We start from the raw sequence: 15,617 nt of genomic DNA on the forward strand, positions 1-15,617 counted from the left end.
AGCCACTGCTGAGCAGTGGCTTTTTTATATACAGACTCTAGGCCCAGATCACTAAAACCGCCGCTATCACCACCAGAACCAATCCCCAGTGTTCAGTACGAGCCAGTTTTTCTTTAAAGAAATAAGCAGAAATCAGCATACTAAACAAAATCTCGATTTGTCCCAAGGTTTTGACTACCGGTACGCTCATCATGCTCATGGCGGTAAACCAGCCAAGTGATGCCATAAAACTGCAGATACTAACTTTAAAGACCAACCCCAGACGCTGCCACATCTCTACTAAAGTCTGGCGGCTAAAAAGGCTCAGATACATCAGCATGCTCAGGCACTGAAAACTGATGACCATCATCAAGACCCAGGCCGCCCGATGTAAAGTCGGCAAGGTATTCAGCTCCAGACTAGCTTCGCGTACCAGAAGTGAGGTAATTGCAAAACTTAAACCACTTCCGATTCCAATAACCAGAGTTTTGGGAGAAAATCCAGTCGCCTCCCGACCTTTACTCAAGAGAAAAACGGCATAAGCACCCAGCGCCACGCCTGTCCAGGCCAAAACAGACAACTGGTCGGATAAAAAGGCAACCCCAATCATGGCAGCCAGTATGGCTTCACTTTTAGCGAGTCCTACGCCAATGGCGTAATTTTTCTGCTTAAAGAGCTGCACCATCAGCGCAGTCGCTAAAATCTGACTTGAGCCGGCAATCACAATATAGATCCAGAATTTTGGGCTAAAATGCACGATATTTTCAGCCGGTTTCAGATCATACAAACTACTGAGATAAAGCGCGGCAAATGGCAATCCAAAGATAAAGCGTGCAAGGGTAACTCCCCAAACATCTACCGTTGTACTTAGCTGTTTTTGGAAGGCATTACGCCAGGCTTGCATAAATGCCGCCATTAAAGTAAAGAAAATCCAGCTCATTGCCCTATGCCACGACCACAAAAGTAAATTAATTCTATGCCTTAGCCCATCGTATGACTAATTAAAAATGGGATGAGATCTAATAGCTGAAAGTTTAATTTTATGGTTTAAAAAATAATTTAAATTTATCAATACGCAAATAGCAGCGACACATAAGCATCTAAGTTGAAGTCTGAGTTGCCGAAGAAAAATAAAGTATGGATAAATGGGCGATCAATAAAACCTTACTCTTTAATAGCTGCTTTATTGAACTCTAAGAAGTTGAGGCTCAAACCCGGCAGAATAATCTTTGTGCATCGAAATAAAGCATTCACTTTCAATCGAATTGGGTAATAACTTAGAGGCTGCCTAAATTTAAAACCGTAAAATTAATTTCATCACCTATCTATCCTTTTGATTTTTAAATTAAAAAATATGAAAAACATAGCAGATATGACTTTTATGCTTGTCTTTACAAATTATAAGTATCAGGTTTTTGCTGAAGTTTTTATTATTCTTATTAAAACACATATGCCGTGATGCAGTTTGGTTTCTGGAATTACCTCTCTAATTTATAAAGAGGTAAGTAAAGAAGATAAAACTGCAAGGGAGCAGAAATGAAATATTTTGAATGTGCAATTTGCCACCGACAGATCTTTTTTTATAAATCAGTATGTGATCATTGCCTGCTTCCCATCGGTTATGTCGCTTCTGAAAAAGAGCTGTGTACATTCAAGAAACAAAGCCCGACGGAATGGATTCCGGTGGCCAAGCAATATCGGCATACCAGTTACAAGCCCTGTCATAACTATACCCACTATCAGGTTTGTAACTGGATGATTCCCAGCAGTGATGAAGAAGATTTCTGTGAATCCTGCCAGCTGACCCATGTAATTCCCAATCTGGAGAATACAGAAAACCTGATTTACTGGTTCCGTCTGGAAGAAGCCAAGCGCCGTTTTCTATATCTGGCCCTGGGCATGAATATGATGCCGCGTCCGAAATATTCAGAGAATGATCCCTTTGGGATACGCTTTGACTTTATTCTGCCCGAAGAAGATAAACCAGTGCTGACAGGACACTCCAATGGCGTCATTACCCTGAATGCCATTGAGGCAGATGTGGTTTATCGAGAAACAACACGGGTAAATATGGGTGAAAATTACCGGACTTTATTGGGGCACTTTCGCCATGAAAGCGGTCATTACTATTTTAATGTCATGCAGCATTTACATCCTGAACTGCTGGATGAGTTTCGCCTGTATTTTGGTAATGAACAGCAAGATTATAGTCAATCTCTGGAACGTCACTATAACAAAGGCGCACCCATCAACTGGCAGGAGAACTATATCAGCAGCTATGCGTCGGCTCACCCGTGGGAAGACTGGGCCGAAACCTGGGCGCATTATCTGCACATGATGGAAACTCTCGAAACTGCCTATTATGCGGGCCTGCGTGTGCAAGGAAATAATCGGGACCTGGCCAGTATGGATTTTAAGGAATGCCCGATTGGCGGACAGGATTTTGAACATATTTTAGAAAACTGGATTACGCTGACTTTCAATCTGAATGCGCTGAACCGCAGTATGGGGCTAGAAGATGCCTACCCTTTCAAACTCTCAGAAAGCGTCAAAGATAAACTGCGTTTCATTCACCGCCATGTACTGGAAAAAGTTTTTAAATAGTCCAAAGAATGTTGAAACGACAAAAAATGAATAAAGCCCGTCTTAGACGGGCTTTGTTTTACAATCAATGCAATTCAGAATTTTAAGCGATTTTCATTGACCCGGTTTCTTCAAATTGAGCATGCCAGGACAAGGCTTCATTTAATAAGTGCGGTGTATGGCCACCACGTGCACAAGCACGCTCAAAATAATCATTCAAACTTTCACGATAATCCGGATGAGCACAGATATCGATAATCTTGCGGGCACGTTCACGCGGCGCCAGACCGCGCAGATCTGCCAAACCTTGCTCAGTCACCAAAATATCTACGTCATGGTCGGTATGGTCAATGTGGCTCACCAGAGGAACTACCGAAGAAATTGCCCCACCTTTGGCATAGGATTTGGTCACAAAGATGGCAAGATGCGCATGGCGGGTAAAATCTCCCGAGCCACCAATACCATTCATCATCTTGGTCCCCGCGACATGAGTGGAGTTCACATTTCCGTAAATATCAAACTCCAGTGCCGTATTAATCGCAATAATACCGAGGCGGCGAATCAGTTCGGGATTATTGGAAATTTCCTGCGGGCGCAAAACAATTTTATCTTTATACTGATCAAAATTCTTCATCACCCGTGCGGCCCAGCCATCGCTCAGGGTCATGGAACAGCCAGAAGCAAAGGTCATCTTGCCGGAGTCGATAAGCTGGAAAGTGCAGTCCTGCAAAACTTCAGAATACATTTCCAAGTTATTAAAACTGGAGTGTTCAAAGCCGGCAAATACCGCATTAGCCACTGAGCCCACACCTGATTGCAGTGGCCCCAGATTTTCCGGTAAACGCCCTGCTGCGACCTCCTGCTCAAAAAAATCAATCAGGTGACTTGCAATTGCCAGCGTTTCTTCATCTGGTTGGTCCATACCAAAGGAAGTATCTGGAATCTCGTTCATCACAATCGCAGCAATTTTTTCAGGCGCCACATGAATCCCGATCGTTCCAATCTTGTCACTGGCTTGTATCAGCGGAATTGGCCCGCGGTTTGGACGAGCGTGTGGCAAATAAATATCGTGAACCCCTTCAAGCACAGGGTTGATCGTCATGTCAATTTCAATAATGACCCGATCCGCCATTTCGATGAAGTTTGCAGAATTTCCGCAAGAGCCTGTTGGAATAATCTGACCATCTTCGGTAATGGCCGTGGCTGCAATGATAGCTACATTAATTGCGGGCAGGTTTTTATGACGGATATTGTCGGCCAGCTCAGAGAGATGCTGATCGACATACATGACTTCGCCCGCATTAATCGCTTTACGTAAAGAAGGATCGGCCTGATAAGGATAACGGCGGGCTATAACGTGTGCTGCATTAAGTTTGCCATCAATCTGGTTCCCCAGACTCGCGCCTGTCGCCAAGGTAATATGGATTGGATGCTTCCGTGCATACTCAGCCAATGCCAAAGGCACAGTTTTCGCTTCACCCGCTCCACCAAAACCGCTTAAACCAATGACATCGCCCTCTTGAATGAGTTGTAGTGCTTGTTCTACAGATACCACTTTATCTTGTAATGGGAGCAAACGAATGCGCTCTAAACCGTTCATAAAAAATCTCAAAAAATATAAAATAAACAAATGTTTGCTTCTGGCGAACCAGAAGCATAACTCTCTGAATCAATAGTTAATTTTGCTCATTCGAGCATTGAGTTTTGGACGGACTTAAACCAGTTCCACTGCAATCGCAGTTGCTTCACCGCCGCCGATACAGAGTGCGGCAATGCCCTTCTTGCCGCCGGTACGTTTTAAGGCATGAATCAAGGTCACAATAATACGCGAGCCTGAAGAACCGAGTGGATGACCTAAAGCGCAGGCACCGCCATTGATATTGACTTTGGCTGTATCCAGATCAAAGGCATCTATTGCAGCCATCGTCACCATGGCAAATGCTTCATTAATTTCCCACAGATCGACTTCTTTGGCATTCCAACCGGTTTGCTTTAATACTTTTTCAATGGCGCCAACCGGTGCAATGGTAAATTCACTTGGATGCTGTGAATGGCTGGCATAAGCCACAATATTGGCAAGCGGTGTTAAGCCGCGCTCTGCTGCAATCTCGCTTGAAGTCACTAATAATGCAGAGGCACCATCTGAAATTGAACTGGCATTTGCCGCAGTAATGGTGCCGTCTTTCTTGAACGCCGGGCGCAAGCTTGGAATCTTGTCTACCTTGGCATTTAAAGGCTGTTCATCCTGATCAACTGTGACCTCGCCTTTGCGGCTGCTGACCACCACCGGTACGATTTCATCTTTAAAGAACCCGCCCTCAATCGCTGCAACCGCCTTGTTTAGTGAAGCAATCGCATATTGATCCTGCTGTTCACGGGTATAGCCTTTTTTGTCTGCCATGTCCTGCGCCAGAATTCCCATTGACAGGCCTGTCTCAGCATCTTCCAGCCCTTCCTGAAACATATGATCAGTGACTTTGCCATGCCCCATGCGAAAACCGGCACGCGCCTTATCCATCAAATAGGGCGCATTTGACATAGACTCCATGCCACCTGCTACCACAATTTCAGCCGAACCCGCTTTGATTGCATCTGCGGCCTGCATCACGGCTTTCATGCCTGAGCCGCAGATTTTATTGATGGTGGTTGCACCCGTAGCATCAGGTAAGCCTGCCTGACGCATTGCCTGACGTGCCGGTCCCTGTTTCAGTCCTGCTGGCAGTACACAGCCCATGATCACTTCATCAATTTCATTGGGCTGTAAACCCGAACGTGCCACCACTTCTTTAATTGCAGCCGCCCCCAAATCTGGTGCTGTATAGCTAGAGAGTGAACCTTGGAAACCGCCCATGGCGGTACGTACAGCTTCTACGATTACGATCATGATATTCATCCTTCTATTCTTTTTCAGTAATCAGACATTGCAGTGCATATAGACTGCAATGTCTCTCTGGTGACCAGTTTTTTGATCTTTTTTAATCATCAGGCCTGAGCAGTAAAATAATCTTCCGGCAACTGCATGACCAGATCGGCACCTGCCTGAATGCGTTGCAAACGTGCATCCAGATCCGGCAGAACTTTGGCAAGATAATAGTCGGCCAGAACCAGTTTATGCTGATAAAAACTTTCCGCTTTTAAGCTGGCTGCCTGACTGATACGTGCATACATATACACAAAACTGAGCAGTCCCACGGCATGCAGATAGTCTACTGCAACGGCATTGGAGAAATCAGCATCAGTCTGAGACTGGGTAATGATATAGGCGGTAATATCTTCCAGTTTTTGACACACGCCCAGAGTCACTGCTTTAATCGTTAGACTGTCATCCAAGCCTTGGGCAAACTCACGAATTTCACCCAGATATTCAGCCAGATATGCCCCTTTGCACTTGGTCGTCTTACGGCCAATCAGGTCAATTGCCTGGACCCCGTTGGTGCCCTCATAAATCTGTGCAATACGCAGGTCGCGAATACATTGCTCCATTCCCCATTCACGGATATAACCATGACCACCGAAGCACATTTGCGCTTCCAGTGCAGAATCCAGTGCTTTATCGGTCAGATAGGCTTTGGCAATTGGGGTAAGTAGTGCGACACGGTCTGTGGCTTTGCGTATCGCTTCCGGGTCATTAGAATATTTGGTAATGTCGAGCTGTTGTCCCACATATACCGCAAATGCACGTGAAGCTTCATTATTAGCACGGACATTCAATAGCATACGGCGCACATCACCATGAACCAGAATTGGGTCTGCCGGTTTTTCAGGTGATTTTGCACCTGTTGAGGCACGTCCCTGTAAACGGTCGGTCGCATATTGGGCGGCATTCTGATAGGCAAACTCCGCAGCACCAATTCCCTGAATGCCCATCGACAGACGTTCATAATTCATCATTACGAACATGCCGGCCAGACCTTCATTTTCATTGCCCACCAGATAGCCTTTGGCGCCGTCAAAGTTCATTACACAGGTTGCAGAGCCTTTAATCCCCATTTTATGTTCGATAGAACCGGCCGATACGGCATTACGCTCACCCAAAGAACCGTCAGCATTGACCAGAAACTTCGGCACAATAAACAGAGAAATTCCGCGCGAACCAGCCGGCGCATCTGGCGTTTTGGCCAGAACCAGGTGAATGATGTTGTCGCACAGGTCATGCTCACCACTGGTAATAAAGATTTTGGTACCGGTAATATTGTAGCTGCCATCAGCATTTGGTTCGGCTTTGGTTTTAATAATGCCTAAATCGGTTCCTGAGTGTGGCTCAGTCAGACACATGGTGCCAGACCATTCACCTGTATAAAACTTTGGCAGATAGGTTTCTTTTTGCGCCCGAGAAGCCCGGTCATTGATCGCCATGCCGGCACCTACCGTCAATAGCGGATAAAGCATAAAGGAAGGGTTGGTACTCCAGATCATCTCGTCTGCCAGCACGGTGAGCATTTTAGGCATATTCTGGCCGCCCCATTCTTCGGGTGCACCCAGACCAACCCAGCCACCTTCGGCAAACTGGCGAAATGCTTCCTTAAAACCTGCAGGGGTGGTCACTTCACCCTGATGAAATTGAGCGCCACCGCTTTCATCGGCCGGACGGTTCAGATCCAGAATAACGTTTTTCGAAAACTTGGCCATTTCTTCCAGAATCGCATGGGCTGTGGCCAAGTCAAGATGGGCCAGCTTTTCATTGTCTTGCCAGAATTTTTCAGCCTGAAACACATCCTTTAAAATAAATTCCATGTCTTTGAGAGGCGCATTATAAATTGGCATGTTCAACTTCCTTAAATGGTGATACCCAAATCTGTAGCTGAATATTGTGATAGCTACATGACTGTATGACTTTACTTGGCAGAAAATAGAATAATTAGGGTAAAAAGGGAATTTTATTTAAGCAAACTGACCTTTAGGGTTCATTTTTCTTGACAATCCTTCAGGAAGGATGCGCTCTATATAAGTCAAATACGTCAACTGACGAATAAACATACAGCTTTGAAGCAAAATAACGACCTTAGTTTTATATTCACTGGCAAAAATATTGCATAATCTGGGTCTGTTCTTTTTCGAGACGTATGGACCAAGAAGATGACGACTGTAAGACAGCAGAACTTTCTTCTTCGTAAAGAGAAGATATTAAACATGGCTGAATGCCTGTTACTGGACAATCATCAGGATATTACCCTGAGTGAATTGGCTAGTGAGCTGGATATCGCGAAGGGAACAATTTATAAACATTTTAAAAGCAAGAATCAGCTTTATCTGGAATTGATTATTCGCAACGAAAAAAGAATTCTGGAAATTTCGAAAAATCACAATAACGATATCAAGCACTATGTGTCCCAATATATGCTGTATCACATGCTGAATTCTAATCGCACCATTTTATTGCATGTGATTGAAGAGCGTCTGACTAATAATGAAAAAAACCTGAAAGAGCTTTTTCAGGAGCTGTATCAGATTCGAGAAGAACGAATTATCCGGATCAAAGACATAACGCATGATTATCTATTGTCTTTAGACAGTGCCATGTCAATACGGGATTATCTGTCTTATATCTGGACAGTCACCTATGGAGCTTCACTGCTGCTCAATTCGACCCACTATCAAAAATCAATCGGCTCACGTGAGCGGCTGATCAAGCTGTATATTAATCAGGCGCTGATGACGCCAGATAAAATTTCTTCCATGGAATCAAAAATGCCTAACTTGAGTTAGGCATTTGATCTTATTTTAAGTTGCTGGGACTGGTGGAAAACCATCTTCCGTCAGGGCCGTGACAATTTCAGCTTCGCTACAGCTGCTTTGCACTTCGACCAGTTTACTTTCCACATCAATCACCACTGTTGCATGGTCATCCAGATCTTTAATGGTCGCTGTCACACTGCGCGCACAGCCACCACAGGTCATATTGTTAATACGGAATTTCATTTCTTTCTCCATTGCATTAAGTAAATTCATTGAGTGTATGCTTTAAATACCGGACTATTTTTGACAGTCTGAACCGGAACATTCGGGCAAGCTACCCAGCTCGATCTGTTTTAAAATCTGGCAATCCGATTCTTCATTGCCAGCACACTGATCTACCGACTGCTGCAAAATATGAATCATTTTCTGCATATCGGCAATTTTCTGTTGTAAACGCTGTATATGCTGTTCCGCCAGCTGTTTGACATCCGCACTATGTCTGGCACTGTTCAGCCTTAAATCCAGCAGCTCTTTCATCTGGGTCGATGAAAAACCCAGTTCGCGCGCATGCTGTATAAAACTGAGAGTTTTAATATCTTGCTCGGTATAGAGGCGATAACCTGAGGTGCTGCGCTTCGGTTCGGGCAATAATCCGATCTCTTCATAATAGCGGATCATTTTTGCCGAGATCCCCGAGCGTCTGGCGGCCTGGCCAATATTCATGACTGTTCCTTAAACTGGACGGCCTGATAGGTCTTTAATCTTAACGCATTCGACACTACGAATACCGAAGACAAAGCCATCGCACCGGCGGCAAACATCGGAGAAAGCAGAATGCCAAAAAATGGATACAGTACACCAGCTGCAATCGGAATCAAGGCGATATTATAAATAAAGGCCCAAAACAGGTTCTGGCGAATATTACGCATTGTGGCCTGACTTAAGCCAATACCAGTCGCCACATGCTGTAAATTTCCTGACATCAACACCACATCTGCAGCTTCAATTGCGACATCTGTTCCAGTGCCAATCGCCATGCCTACATCAGCCTGAGCCAAAGCCGGTGCATCATTAATCCCATCTCCCACAAAAGTCACAACGCCATGTTGCTGCTGTAATTGTTGTACAGCTTCAACTTTTTCATGCGGCAGCACTTCTGCAATCACCTGATCAATCTTTAACTCTCTGGCAATGGCTTGTGCAGTATAGGCATTATCTCCAGTGATCATGGCCACTTTTAGCCCCTGATCATGCAGAGCCTGAATTGCGCTATAGGTCGTCGGCTTGATCGGATCGGCCACCGCAATAATTGCAGCCAGTTGCTGGTCAAGCGCGACATATAACGGCGTTCTGCCCTGATCACCCAGTTGCTGAGCCATGTGTTTAAACAGGGCAAGATCCAGTCCCAGTTCCAGCATCAACCGTTCGGCACCTATATGCACCTGATACCCTGCCACCTGCGCCTTTACACCAGCCCCTGTAATCGAATCGAACTCACTCACGTCCAGCAACTCAAGCTTCTGTTGCTGTGCCGCCTCTACAATTGCATGGGCTATCGGGTGTTCAGACTTGGCTTCTACTGAGGCCACAATTTGTAAAACTCGTTGAGGCTCAAAACCCTCCGTAACCTCAAAATCGGTTAAAGCCGGTTTACCCTCTGTCAGCGTACCGGTTTTATCGACAGCAACCACTTGCGTACGTTGCAAAAGCTGCAAAGCTTCCCCTTTACGGAATAAAACCCCTAACTCGGCGGCACGGCCTGTACCCACCATAATGGAAGTCGGGGTCGCCAGGCCCATGGCACATGGGCAGGCAATAATCAATACAGCAACTGCATTGACCAGTGCATAAGTCAGATTCGGCTCCGGTCCGAACAGGAACCAGATAATAAAGGTCAGTGCTGCCAGCCCCATCACCGCAGGTACAAACCATAAAGTGACCTTGTCTACCAGCGCCTGAATAGGCAGTTTGGCGCCCTGTGCCTGTTCCACCATCTGAATGATCTGGGCCAGTACCGAATCCTGTCCAACCGCAGTGGCCTTGATCTGCAAGGTTCCATTCTGGTTGACGGTACCGCCAATGACCTGATCGCCTGACTGTTTAATGACCGGTAGCGGTTCACCACTGATCATGGCTTCATCAATATAGCTTTGACCAGAGACAACTTCCCCATCGACGGCCACTTTTTCACCCGGGCGGATTTCAATCAGCATACCTTGCTGGACTTCTGCAATATCCAGATCAATCCAGACTCCATTTTGCTGGATACGCGCCGTTTTAGGCTGCAGACCAATGAGATACTGAATAGCCTGCGAGGTTTTGCCTTTCGCCCGAGCTTCCAGATACCGTCCCAGCAGAATTAGCGCCACAATAACGGCAGCTGCTTCAAAATACACATGTACGGTTGCCTGTGGTAAAAGCTCAGGCAGGAAGGTTGCAATACAGGAAAAGCTATAGGCAGCAAGCGTACCTACTGCCACCAGCGAATTCATGTCCGGTGCCAGACGCAATAAGGCTGGAATTCCATGCTGATAAAAACGTCTTCCCGGAAAGACCAGAATCAGGGTGGTCAATACAAACTGTAAATACCAGCTATTCTGGGTCCCCAGAGTTTGCAAAATAAAATGATGAAATGCAGGAATTAGATGCGAACCCATTTCCAAAATAAATACCGGAATCGCCAAAGCCAGAGCCATCCACAGGTCACGCTTGAGCTCTGCGGTTTCCTCGGCTTTTTTCTCCTGAAACGCGGCATGAGTATCCATGGTTGCATGACTCAGCTCACTGGCCTGAAAACCCGCCTTTTCAACCGCAGCAATCAGTTGGGGGAGCAGGCTGCGTGATGCCTGTACACGCGCGGTTTCAGTCGCCAGATTGACCTGTGCTCCTTGAACACCTTCGACTTTAAGCAAAGCCTTTTCTACCCGTGCCACACACGAGGCACAGGTCATCCCTTCAATATTTAACTCAATGTGTTCCGCACGGACATGAAATCCTGCCTTTTCAATCGCCTGAACCAGAGTGGAGGTCTGCAGTGAGGAAAGAGCAATGACCTGTGCCTGTTCAGTCGCCAGATTAACTCGTGCATCCGTCACACCTTCCACCTTTTTCAAGGCCTTTTCGACCCGTGCCACACACGAGGCACAGGTCATGCCTTCAATGCCCAGATTCAATTGCTGGGTCACCACAGCAAAGCCGGTTTTTTCAATGGTCTGTAGCAAGGTAGCGGCTGCAACGGGCTGCTGGCTTTTTACCCAGGCCTTTTCTGTAGCCAAGTTGACCTGTGCATCCGTCACGCCTTCTACCTTTTTTAAAGCCTTCTCTACCCGCGCTACGCATGAAGCACAGGTCATTCCTGAAATCTGCAATTGTTGTTCATACAGTTGGGGGCTATCGACTTTGCTCATCATGCTCTCCACTGGCTCATGGAATATATTTACTTTTATGAGTCTATAGCTTAAACATTCCCACCATGGGAAGGTCAAGTATTTCTCTATCTGGGGACTATAAAAATTAAAACCTGATTTTTAAAATAAAAAACCCGGAAGCTGTTCCGGGTCTTTTACATTTTGTGTGGTCTATTGTAAGTGCGATGGCGAAATCAGCTTATTCAGCAGAGATGTCTTCAAACAGAATGGAAGATAGATAGCGCTCACCCCCGTCTGGTAAAATGACCACAATATTTTTACCCGCGTTTTCAGGTCGTGCAGCCAGTTGTGCCGCCGCCGCCATTGCTGCGCCACAGGAAATACCCACCAGAATTCCTTCCTGGGTTGCCGTCTTACGTGCCCATTCAACGGCATCAGTACTGTTGATGGCAATGACTTCATCGACCAGGTCCAGATTCAGATTGCCTGGAATAAAGTTCGCCCCAATTCCCTGAATTTTGTGTGGCCCTGGTGTCAGGGTTTCGCCACGTTTTGCCTGACCGATAATTGGCGATTCAGCAGGCTCCACTGCCACGGTATATAAAGGCTGGTTTTTAACCTGTTTGAAATAACGCGAAATACCCGTAATCGTGCCCCCCGTACCGACACCTGCAACCAGAATATCCACCTTACCACCAGTAGCTTCCCAGATTTCCGGTCCGGTGGTTTCTTCATGAATTTTCGGGTTGGCCGGGTTTTCAAACTGTTGTGGCAGGAAATACAGATCCGGGTTCTCATTAAGAAGACGTGTGGCTTCGTCGACTGCACCTTTCATTCCTTTGGCCGGATCTGTCAGTACCAGATTCGCCCCCAAAGCTTTAACCACTTTACGGCGCTCAATACTCATGCTGGCAGGCATGGTTAAAGTAATATCATAGCCCTTGGCGGCAGCCACAAACGCCAGTGCAATACCAGTATTACCACTGGTTGGCTCAACAATATGCATGCCCGGCTTTAACTTGCCCGACTTTTCTGCATCAGCAATCAGCGCAGCACCAATACGGCATTTCACTGAAAAAGCAGGATTACGGCTTTCAACTTTTGCAAGTACCGTTGCCGCAGTCGGAATTACACGGTTAATACGAACTAGTGGTGTATTTCCAATCGCGTCTGCATTATTACTATATACAGCGATACCGAGATTTGAAGGAGTTGGAAAAGCTGGATCTGTACTCATGAGTATATCCCTAATGTTATAAGTTCAAGTGTTGGCACCATCATACAAGCATTTTTTCTGTTTGTAGATGCCCGATGACTTCTATACAAAATGGCGAGACTTTGCTGAAATAACATTTTTACTATGCATTAAAGTCTGCTTATACATCAACATCAAATACATAACTTTTTTTAATAACTGGACGCATTAAAAATAATAAAACTTAATCTTTTTGAGCAATGTAATCCCCTGTATGAGTTCATATAATCAGGGGCGCTGTAATTTTATAAATGGACATTCTGAATGAAAACCGATCTCGAAATTGACATCATGCGGGATTCAGCACAACAGGTCGTCGCTATTTTAAAGTCTCTGGCTAATACGGACCGTCTGCTTATCTTATGTCATCTTTCTCAATCAGAAATGAACGTCTCTCAAATTGAAGAAATGACCGAAATTAGACAACCCACCCTTTCCCAGCAGCTCATGATGCTACGCAGGAACGACATGGTCAGTACCCGCCGCGATGGTAAACAGATTTATTATTCTATTAAAGATCCTCACTTGGTGGAAATGCTGAATACCTTATACCGGCTTTATTGTCCTCAGGAACTCTTGGGCTAAAGAATGGATTCTAATTTAAATTCATAAAATACATAAAGTTATAGATGAAACCATTTTAAATGGAGGTTTAATCGAACAGTTTTAGACGATCAGGTTTCATCTAAGCTTTTTTACTCATGCTGCGTAAAATTTATCAGCTGCATTTTATTTTTAAGACTTCTTAGCAGAATTTGTGCATAATATATCTATATTTGTGATTTAGACCTTGATATGCCCAATTCCAAGTCCAAACTGCTGCATAGAATCCCTGCTTGGGCTTGGTTAAGCCAATATAATTCAATCAAATTTAAGTCTGATGCACTGGCTGCCTTTATTGTGGTGGCCATGCTGGTTCCGCAAGGGATGGCCTATGCAATGCTGGCAGGATTACCACCCATGATGGGTTTATATGCCAGTATTCTGCCGATGATCATTTATGCCTTGCTCGGCGGCAGTTCTACTTTATCCATTGGTCCCGTCGCCATCATTTCAATGATGACTTTTGCCACCTTGAATCCCCTGTTTGAGGTCGGTTCAGCGGCGTATATTGAAGCAGCCACATTGCTGGCTCTGCTGGTCGGTATTATTTCCCTACTTTTGGGTCTACTCAGGTTTGGCTTCTTAATTCAGCTGATCAGTCATCCGGTCATTCACAGTTTTATTATAGCTTCCGCTTTACTGATAGCCTTGGGCCAGTTCAAGTTTCTGGTGGATTTACCCTTAAAAGCCAATAATATTCCGGAACTGGCGCTAAGCTTATGGGAATATCTGCCGCGTCTGCATCTGCCCAGCCTGATTTTCGGCATTTGTGCCCTGCTGATACTGATTTATCTTCCCAAGATTTTAAAATCGCAACGCATTCAGAGCCTGATCGGGTCAACTGACTTTCTCGTGCGCGCCGTACCGCTGATCTTGGTCTGTCTCGGGATTACTGCGGTGGTTTTTCTGGATCTTAAACTTCAAGGTATTCAGACGGTGGGAGAAATTCCATCTGGTTTTCCACCGTTGTCTTTTCCACACTGGAACTGGGATCTGGTGATCAGCCTGTTACCGGGTGCCGCCATGATTGCCATGATCAGCTTTGTCGAATCACTTTCCATTGCCCAAGCCACAGCCTTACAGCAACGCAGTAATTTAAATAGCAATCAGGAACTGATTGCACTTGGGGTGGCCAATATCAGTGCCGGAATCAGTTCGGCATTTCCTGTAACTGGCAGTTTGTCACGTACTGTAGTAAATGCCGATGCGGGTGCCAAAAGTCCTATGGCAGGCGTGCTGTCTTCATTGTCCCTGATTATTGTCAGCCTGTTCTTTACCAGCTTTTTTGAAGATTTGCCGCTGACCATTCTGGCCGCTACGATTATCGTTTCCATCTGGAAGCTGGTTAATTTTCAGCCCTTTGTAGATGCGTGGCGTTATTCCAAAGCCGACGGGATTGCGATGTGGATTACCTTCTTCAGCGTGGTGCTGATTGATATTAGTGCAGGCCTGCTGATTGGTATTGTGTCGACTTTTGCCCTGATGTTATGGAGAATCAGCCGGCCGCATATTGCCGTGCTGGGACTGGTAGAAGGTACGCAGCATTTTCGTAATATTCAGCGCCATCAAACCCGGACTTCTGAACGTGTCTTATCCTTAAGGATTGATGAAAACCTGACCTTTTTAAATGCCAACAGTTTTAAAGGGTATCTGATTAATCAGCTGAGCCATAATGATCAGTTGCAGCATGTTATTCTGAACTGCTCCAGTATCAGTGCGATTGATCTGAGTGCACTAGAAATGCTGGAAGAGCTGAATGCTGAATTGGCCAAGCTCAATATTCGCCTGCATTTTGCTGAAGTCAAAGGCCCGGTGATGGACCGTTTACATACTTCCAAACTGTTGACCTATTTAAGTGGTCAGATCTATTTGACCCATTTTCAAGCTATTCAGGACTTGGCCCCAGAAGTTTTTGAAGCGCCTCAGGATGATAATCTTTAAGTCCAATCCTGCTCAAACTCATGGTTAAAATGGACTTTCAACCATGAGTGATTTTATCTTGCATTCAATCATAATTTTAGGTGATTAGGGCGTGTCCTCATTTGAAGAATTGGTTTTAAATACTTAAAATCCTCCTTTGAGTTATTTTTATTTCTACATTTTCAATGGCACGCACTCTTCTTACCGATGATATCTGGCAGAAAATTCAAGAT

12 protein-coding genes and 1 pseudogene are annotated in these 15,617 nt (G+C 45.4%); 4 read left to right on the forward strand and 9 right to left on the reverse strand.

The window, feature by feature from the left end; genetic code table 11:
• Positions 1-37: 37 nt before the first annotated feature.
• Positions 38-919, reverse strand: a complete 882-nt coding sequence (locus E2K74_RS03710) for an EamA family transporter (RefSeq protein WP_151206359.1) — start codon at positions 917-919, stop codon at positions 38-40.
• A gap of 596 nt (positions 920-1,515) precedes the next feature.
• On the opposite strand from E2K74_RS03710, the gene E2K74_RS03715 reads away from it, so the two are divergent.
• The gene (locus E2K74_RS03715) at positions 1,516-2,583 is read left to right on the forward strand and encodes a putative zinc-binding metallopeptidase (RefSeq protein ID WP_151206360.1); all 1,068 of its coding nucleotides are present in this window, start codon (positions 1,516-1,518) and stop codon (positions 2,581-2,583) included.
• An 82-nt stretch (positions 2,584-2,665) separates the two neighbouring features.
• Here E2K74_RS03715 and E2K74_RS03720 read toward each other — a convergent pair whose 3' ends face one another.
• The 3 genes from E2K74_RS03720 to E2K74_RS03730 all read right to left on the reverse strand — a co-directional run bounded on the left by E2K74_RS03720 (position 2,666) and on the right by E2K74_RS03730 (position 7,326).
• Positions 2,666-4,162 (reverse strand): succinate CoA transferase, encoded by a 1,497-nt coding sequence (locus tag E2K74_RS03720; protein WP_151206361.1) that lies wholly within the window; start codon positions 4,160-4,162, stop codon positions 2,666-2,668.
• Positions 4,163-4,276: 114 nt separating this feature from the next.
• On the reverse strand, positions 4,277-5,446 hold the full coding sequence (locus tag E2K74_RS03725) for a thiolase family protein (protein ID WP_151206362.1): 1,170 nt from the start codon (positions 5,444-5,446) through the stop codon (positions 4,277-4,279).
• 98 nt (positions 5,447-5,544) lie between these two features.
• Positions 5,545-7,326: an acyl-CoA dehydrogenase C-terminal domain-containing protein gene (locus tag E2K74_RS03730; protein WP_151206363.1), complete on the reverse strand. Its 1,782-nt coding sequence runs from the start codon at positions 7,324-7,326 to the stop codon at positions 5,545-5,547.
• A gap of 312 nt (positions 7,327-7,638) precedes the next feature.
• Here E2K74_RS03730 and E2K74_RS03735 point away from each other — a divergent pair, with 312 nt between their 5' ends.
• Positions 7,639-8,268 (forward strand): TetR/AcrR family transcriptional regulator, encoded by a 630-nt coding sequence (locus tag E2K74_RS03735; protein WP_151206364.1) that lies wholly within the window; start codon positions 7,639-7,641, stop codon positions 8,266-8,268.
• A 15-nt stretch (positions 8,269-8,283) separates the two neighbouring features.
• Here E2K74_RS03735 and E2K74_RS03740 read toward each other — a convergent pair whose 3' ends face one another.
• The 5 genes and pseudogenes from E2K74_RS03740 to cysK all read right to left on the reverse strand — a co-directional run bounded on the left by E2K74_RS03740 (position 8,284) and on the right by cysK (position 12,843).
• Positions 8,284-8,481: a heavy-metal-associated domain-containing protein gene (locus tag E2K74_RS03740; RefSeq protein WP_151206381.1), complete on the reverse strand. Its 198-nt coding sequence runs from the start codon at positions 8,479-8,481 to the stop codon at positions 8,284-8,286.
• Positions 8,482-8,535: 54 nt separating this feature from the next.
• On the reverse strand, positions 8,536-8,961 hold the full coding sequence (gene cueR / locus E2K74_RS03745) for a Cu(I)-responsive transcriptional regulator (protein WP_151206365.1): 426 nt from the start codon (positions 8,959-8,961) through the stop codon (positions 8,536-8,538).
• Positions 8,958-11,447: a heavy metal translocating P-type ATPase gene (locus E2K74_RS03750; protein ID WP_413773043.1), complete on the reverse strand. Its 2,490-nt coding sequence runs from the start codon at positions 11,445-11,447 to the stop codon at positions 8,958-8,960. Before E2K74_RS03750 ends, cueR begins: the two co-directional genes overlap by 4 nt.
• Before the next feature lie 36 nt (positions 11,448-11,483).
• Positions 11,484-11,648, reverse strand: a pseudogene (locus E2K74_RS15120) (cation transporter); the annotation flags it as partial.
• 196 nt (positions 11,649-11,844) lie between these two features.
• Positions 11,845-12,843: a cysteine synthase A gene (cysK, locus tag E2K74_RS03755; protein WP_151206367.1), complete on the reverse strand. Its 999-nt coding sequence runs from the start codon at positions 12,841-12,843 to the stop codon at positions 11,845-11,847.
• 282 nt (positions 12,844-13,125) lie between these two features.
• Here cysK and E2K74_RS03760 point away from each other — a divergent pair, with 282 nt between their 5' ends.
• Entirely contained in the window at positions 13,126-13,446 is a 321-nt protein-coding gene (locus E2K74_RS03760) for an ArsR/SmtB family transcription factor (protein WP_151206368.1), read from the forward strand.
• Between the two features lie 210 nt (positions 13,447-13,656).
• Entirely contained in the window at positions 13,657-15,405 is a 1,749-nt protein-coding gene (locus E2K74_RS03765; RefSeq protein ID WP_151206369.1) for a SulP family inorganic anion transporter, read from the forward strand.
• Positions 15,406-15,617 lie beyond the last annotated feature (212 nt).

This window comes from Acinetobacter sp. RF15B, assembly GCF_007558235.1.
GTDB classification, from domain to species: Bacteria; Pseudomonadota; Gammaproteobacteria; order Pseudomonadales; family Moraxellaceae; genus Acinetobacter; species Acinetobacter lwoffii_C.

Bases quoted from the DNA above. Each gene is read 5' to 3' on its own strand.
- E2K74_RS03710 (WP_151206359.1), bottom strand. From the start codon at position 919: ATGAGCTGGATTTTCTTTACTTTAATGGCGGCATTTATGCAAGCCTGG.
- E2K74_RS03715 (WP_151206360.1), top strand. From the start codon at position 1,516: ATGAAATATTTTGAATGTGCAATTTGCCACCGACAGATCTTTTTTTAT.
- E2K74_RS03720 (WP_151206361.1), bottom strand. From the start codon at position 4,162: ATGAACGGTTTAGAGCGCATTCGTTTGCTCCCATTACAAGATAAAGTG.
- E2K74_RS03725 (WP_151206362.1), bottom strand. From the start codon at position 5,446: ATGATCGTAATCGTAGAAGCTGTACGTACCGCCATGGGCGGTTTCCAA.
- E2K74_RS03730 (WP_151206363.1), bottom strand. From the start codon at position 7,326: ATGCCAATTTATAATGCGCCTCTCAAAGACATGGAATTTATTTTAAAG.
- E2K74_RS03735 (WP_151206364.1), top strand. From the start codon at position 7,639: ATGACGACTGTAAGACAGCAGAACTTTCTTCTTCGTAAAGAGAAGATA.
- E2K74_RS03740 (WP_151206381.1), bottom strand. From the start codon at position 8,481: ATGAAATTCCGTATTAACAATATGACCTGTGGTGGCTGTGCGCGCAGT.
- cueR (WP_151206365.1), bottom strand. From the start codon at position 8,961: ATGAATATTGGCCAGGCCGCCAGACGCTCGGGGATCTCGGCAAAAATG.
- cysK (WP_151206367.1), bottom strand. From the start codon at position 12,843: ATGAGTACAGATCCAGCTTTTCCAACTCCTTCAAATCTCGGTATCGCT.
- E2K74_RS03760 (WP_151206368.1), top strand. From the start codon at position 13,126: ATGAAAACCGATCTCGAAATTGACATCATGCGGGATTCAGCACAACAG.
- E2K74_RS03765 (WP_151206369.1), top strand. From the start codon at position 13,657: ATGCCCAATTCCAAGTCCAAACTGCTGCATAGAATCCCTGCTTGGGCT.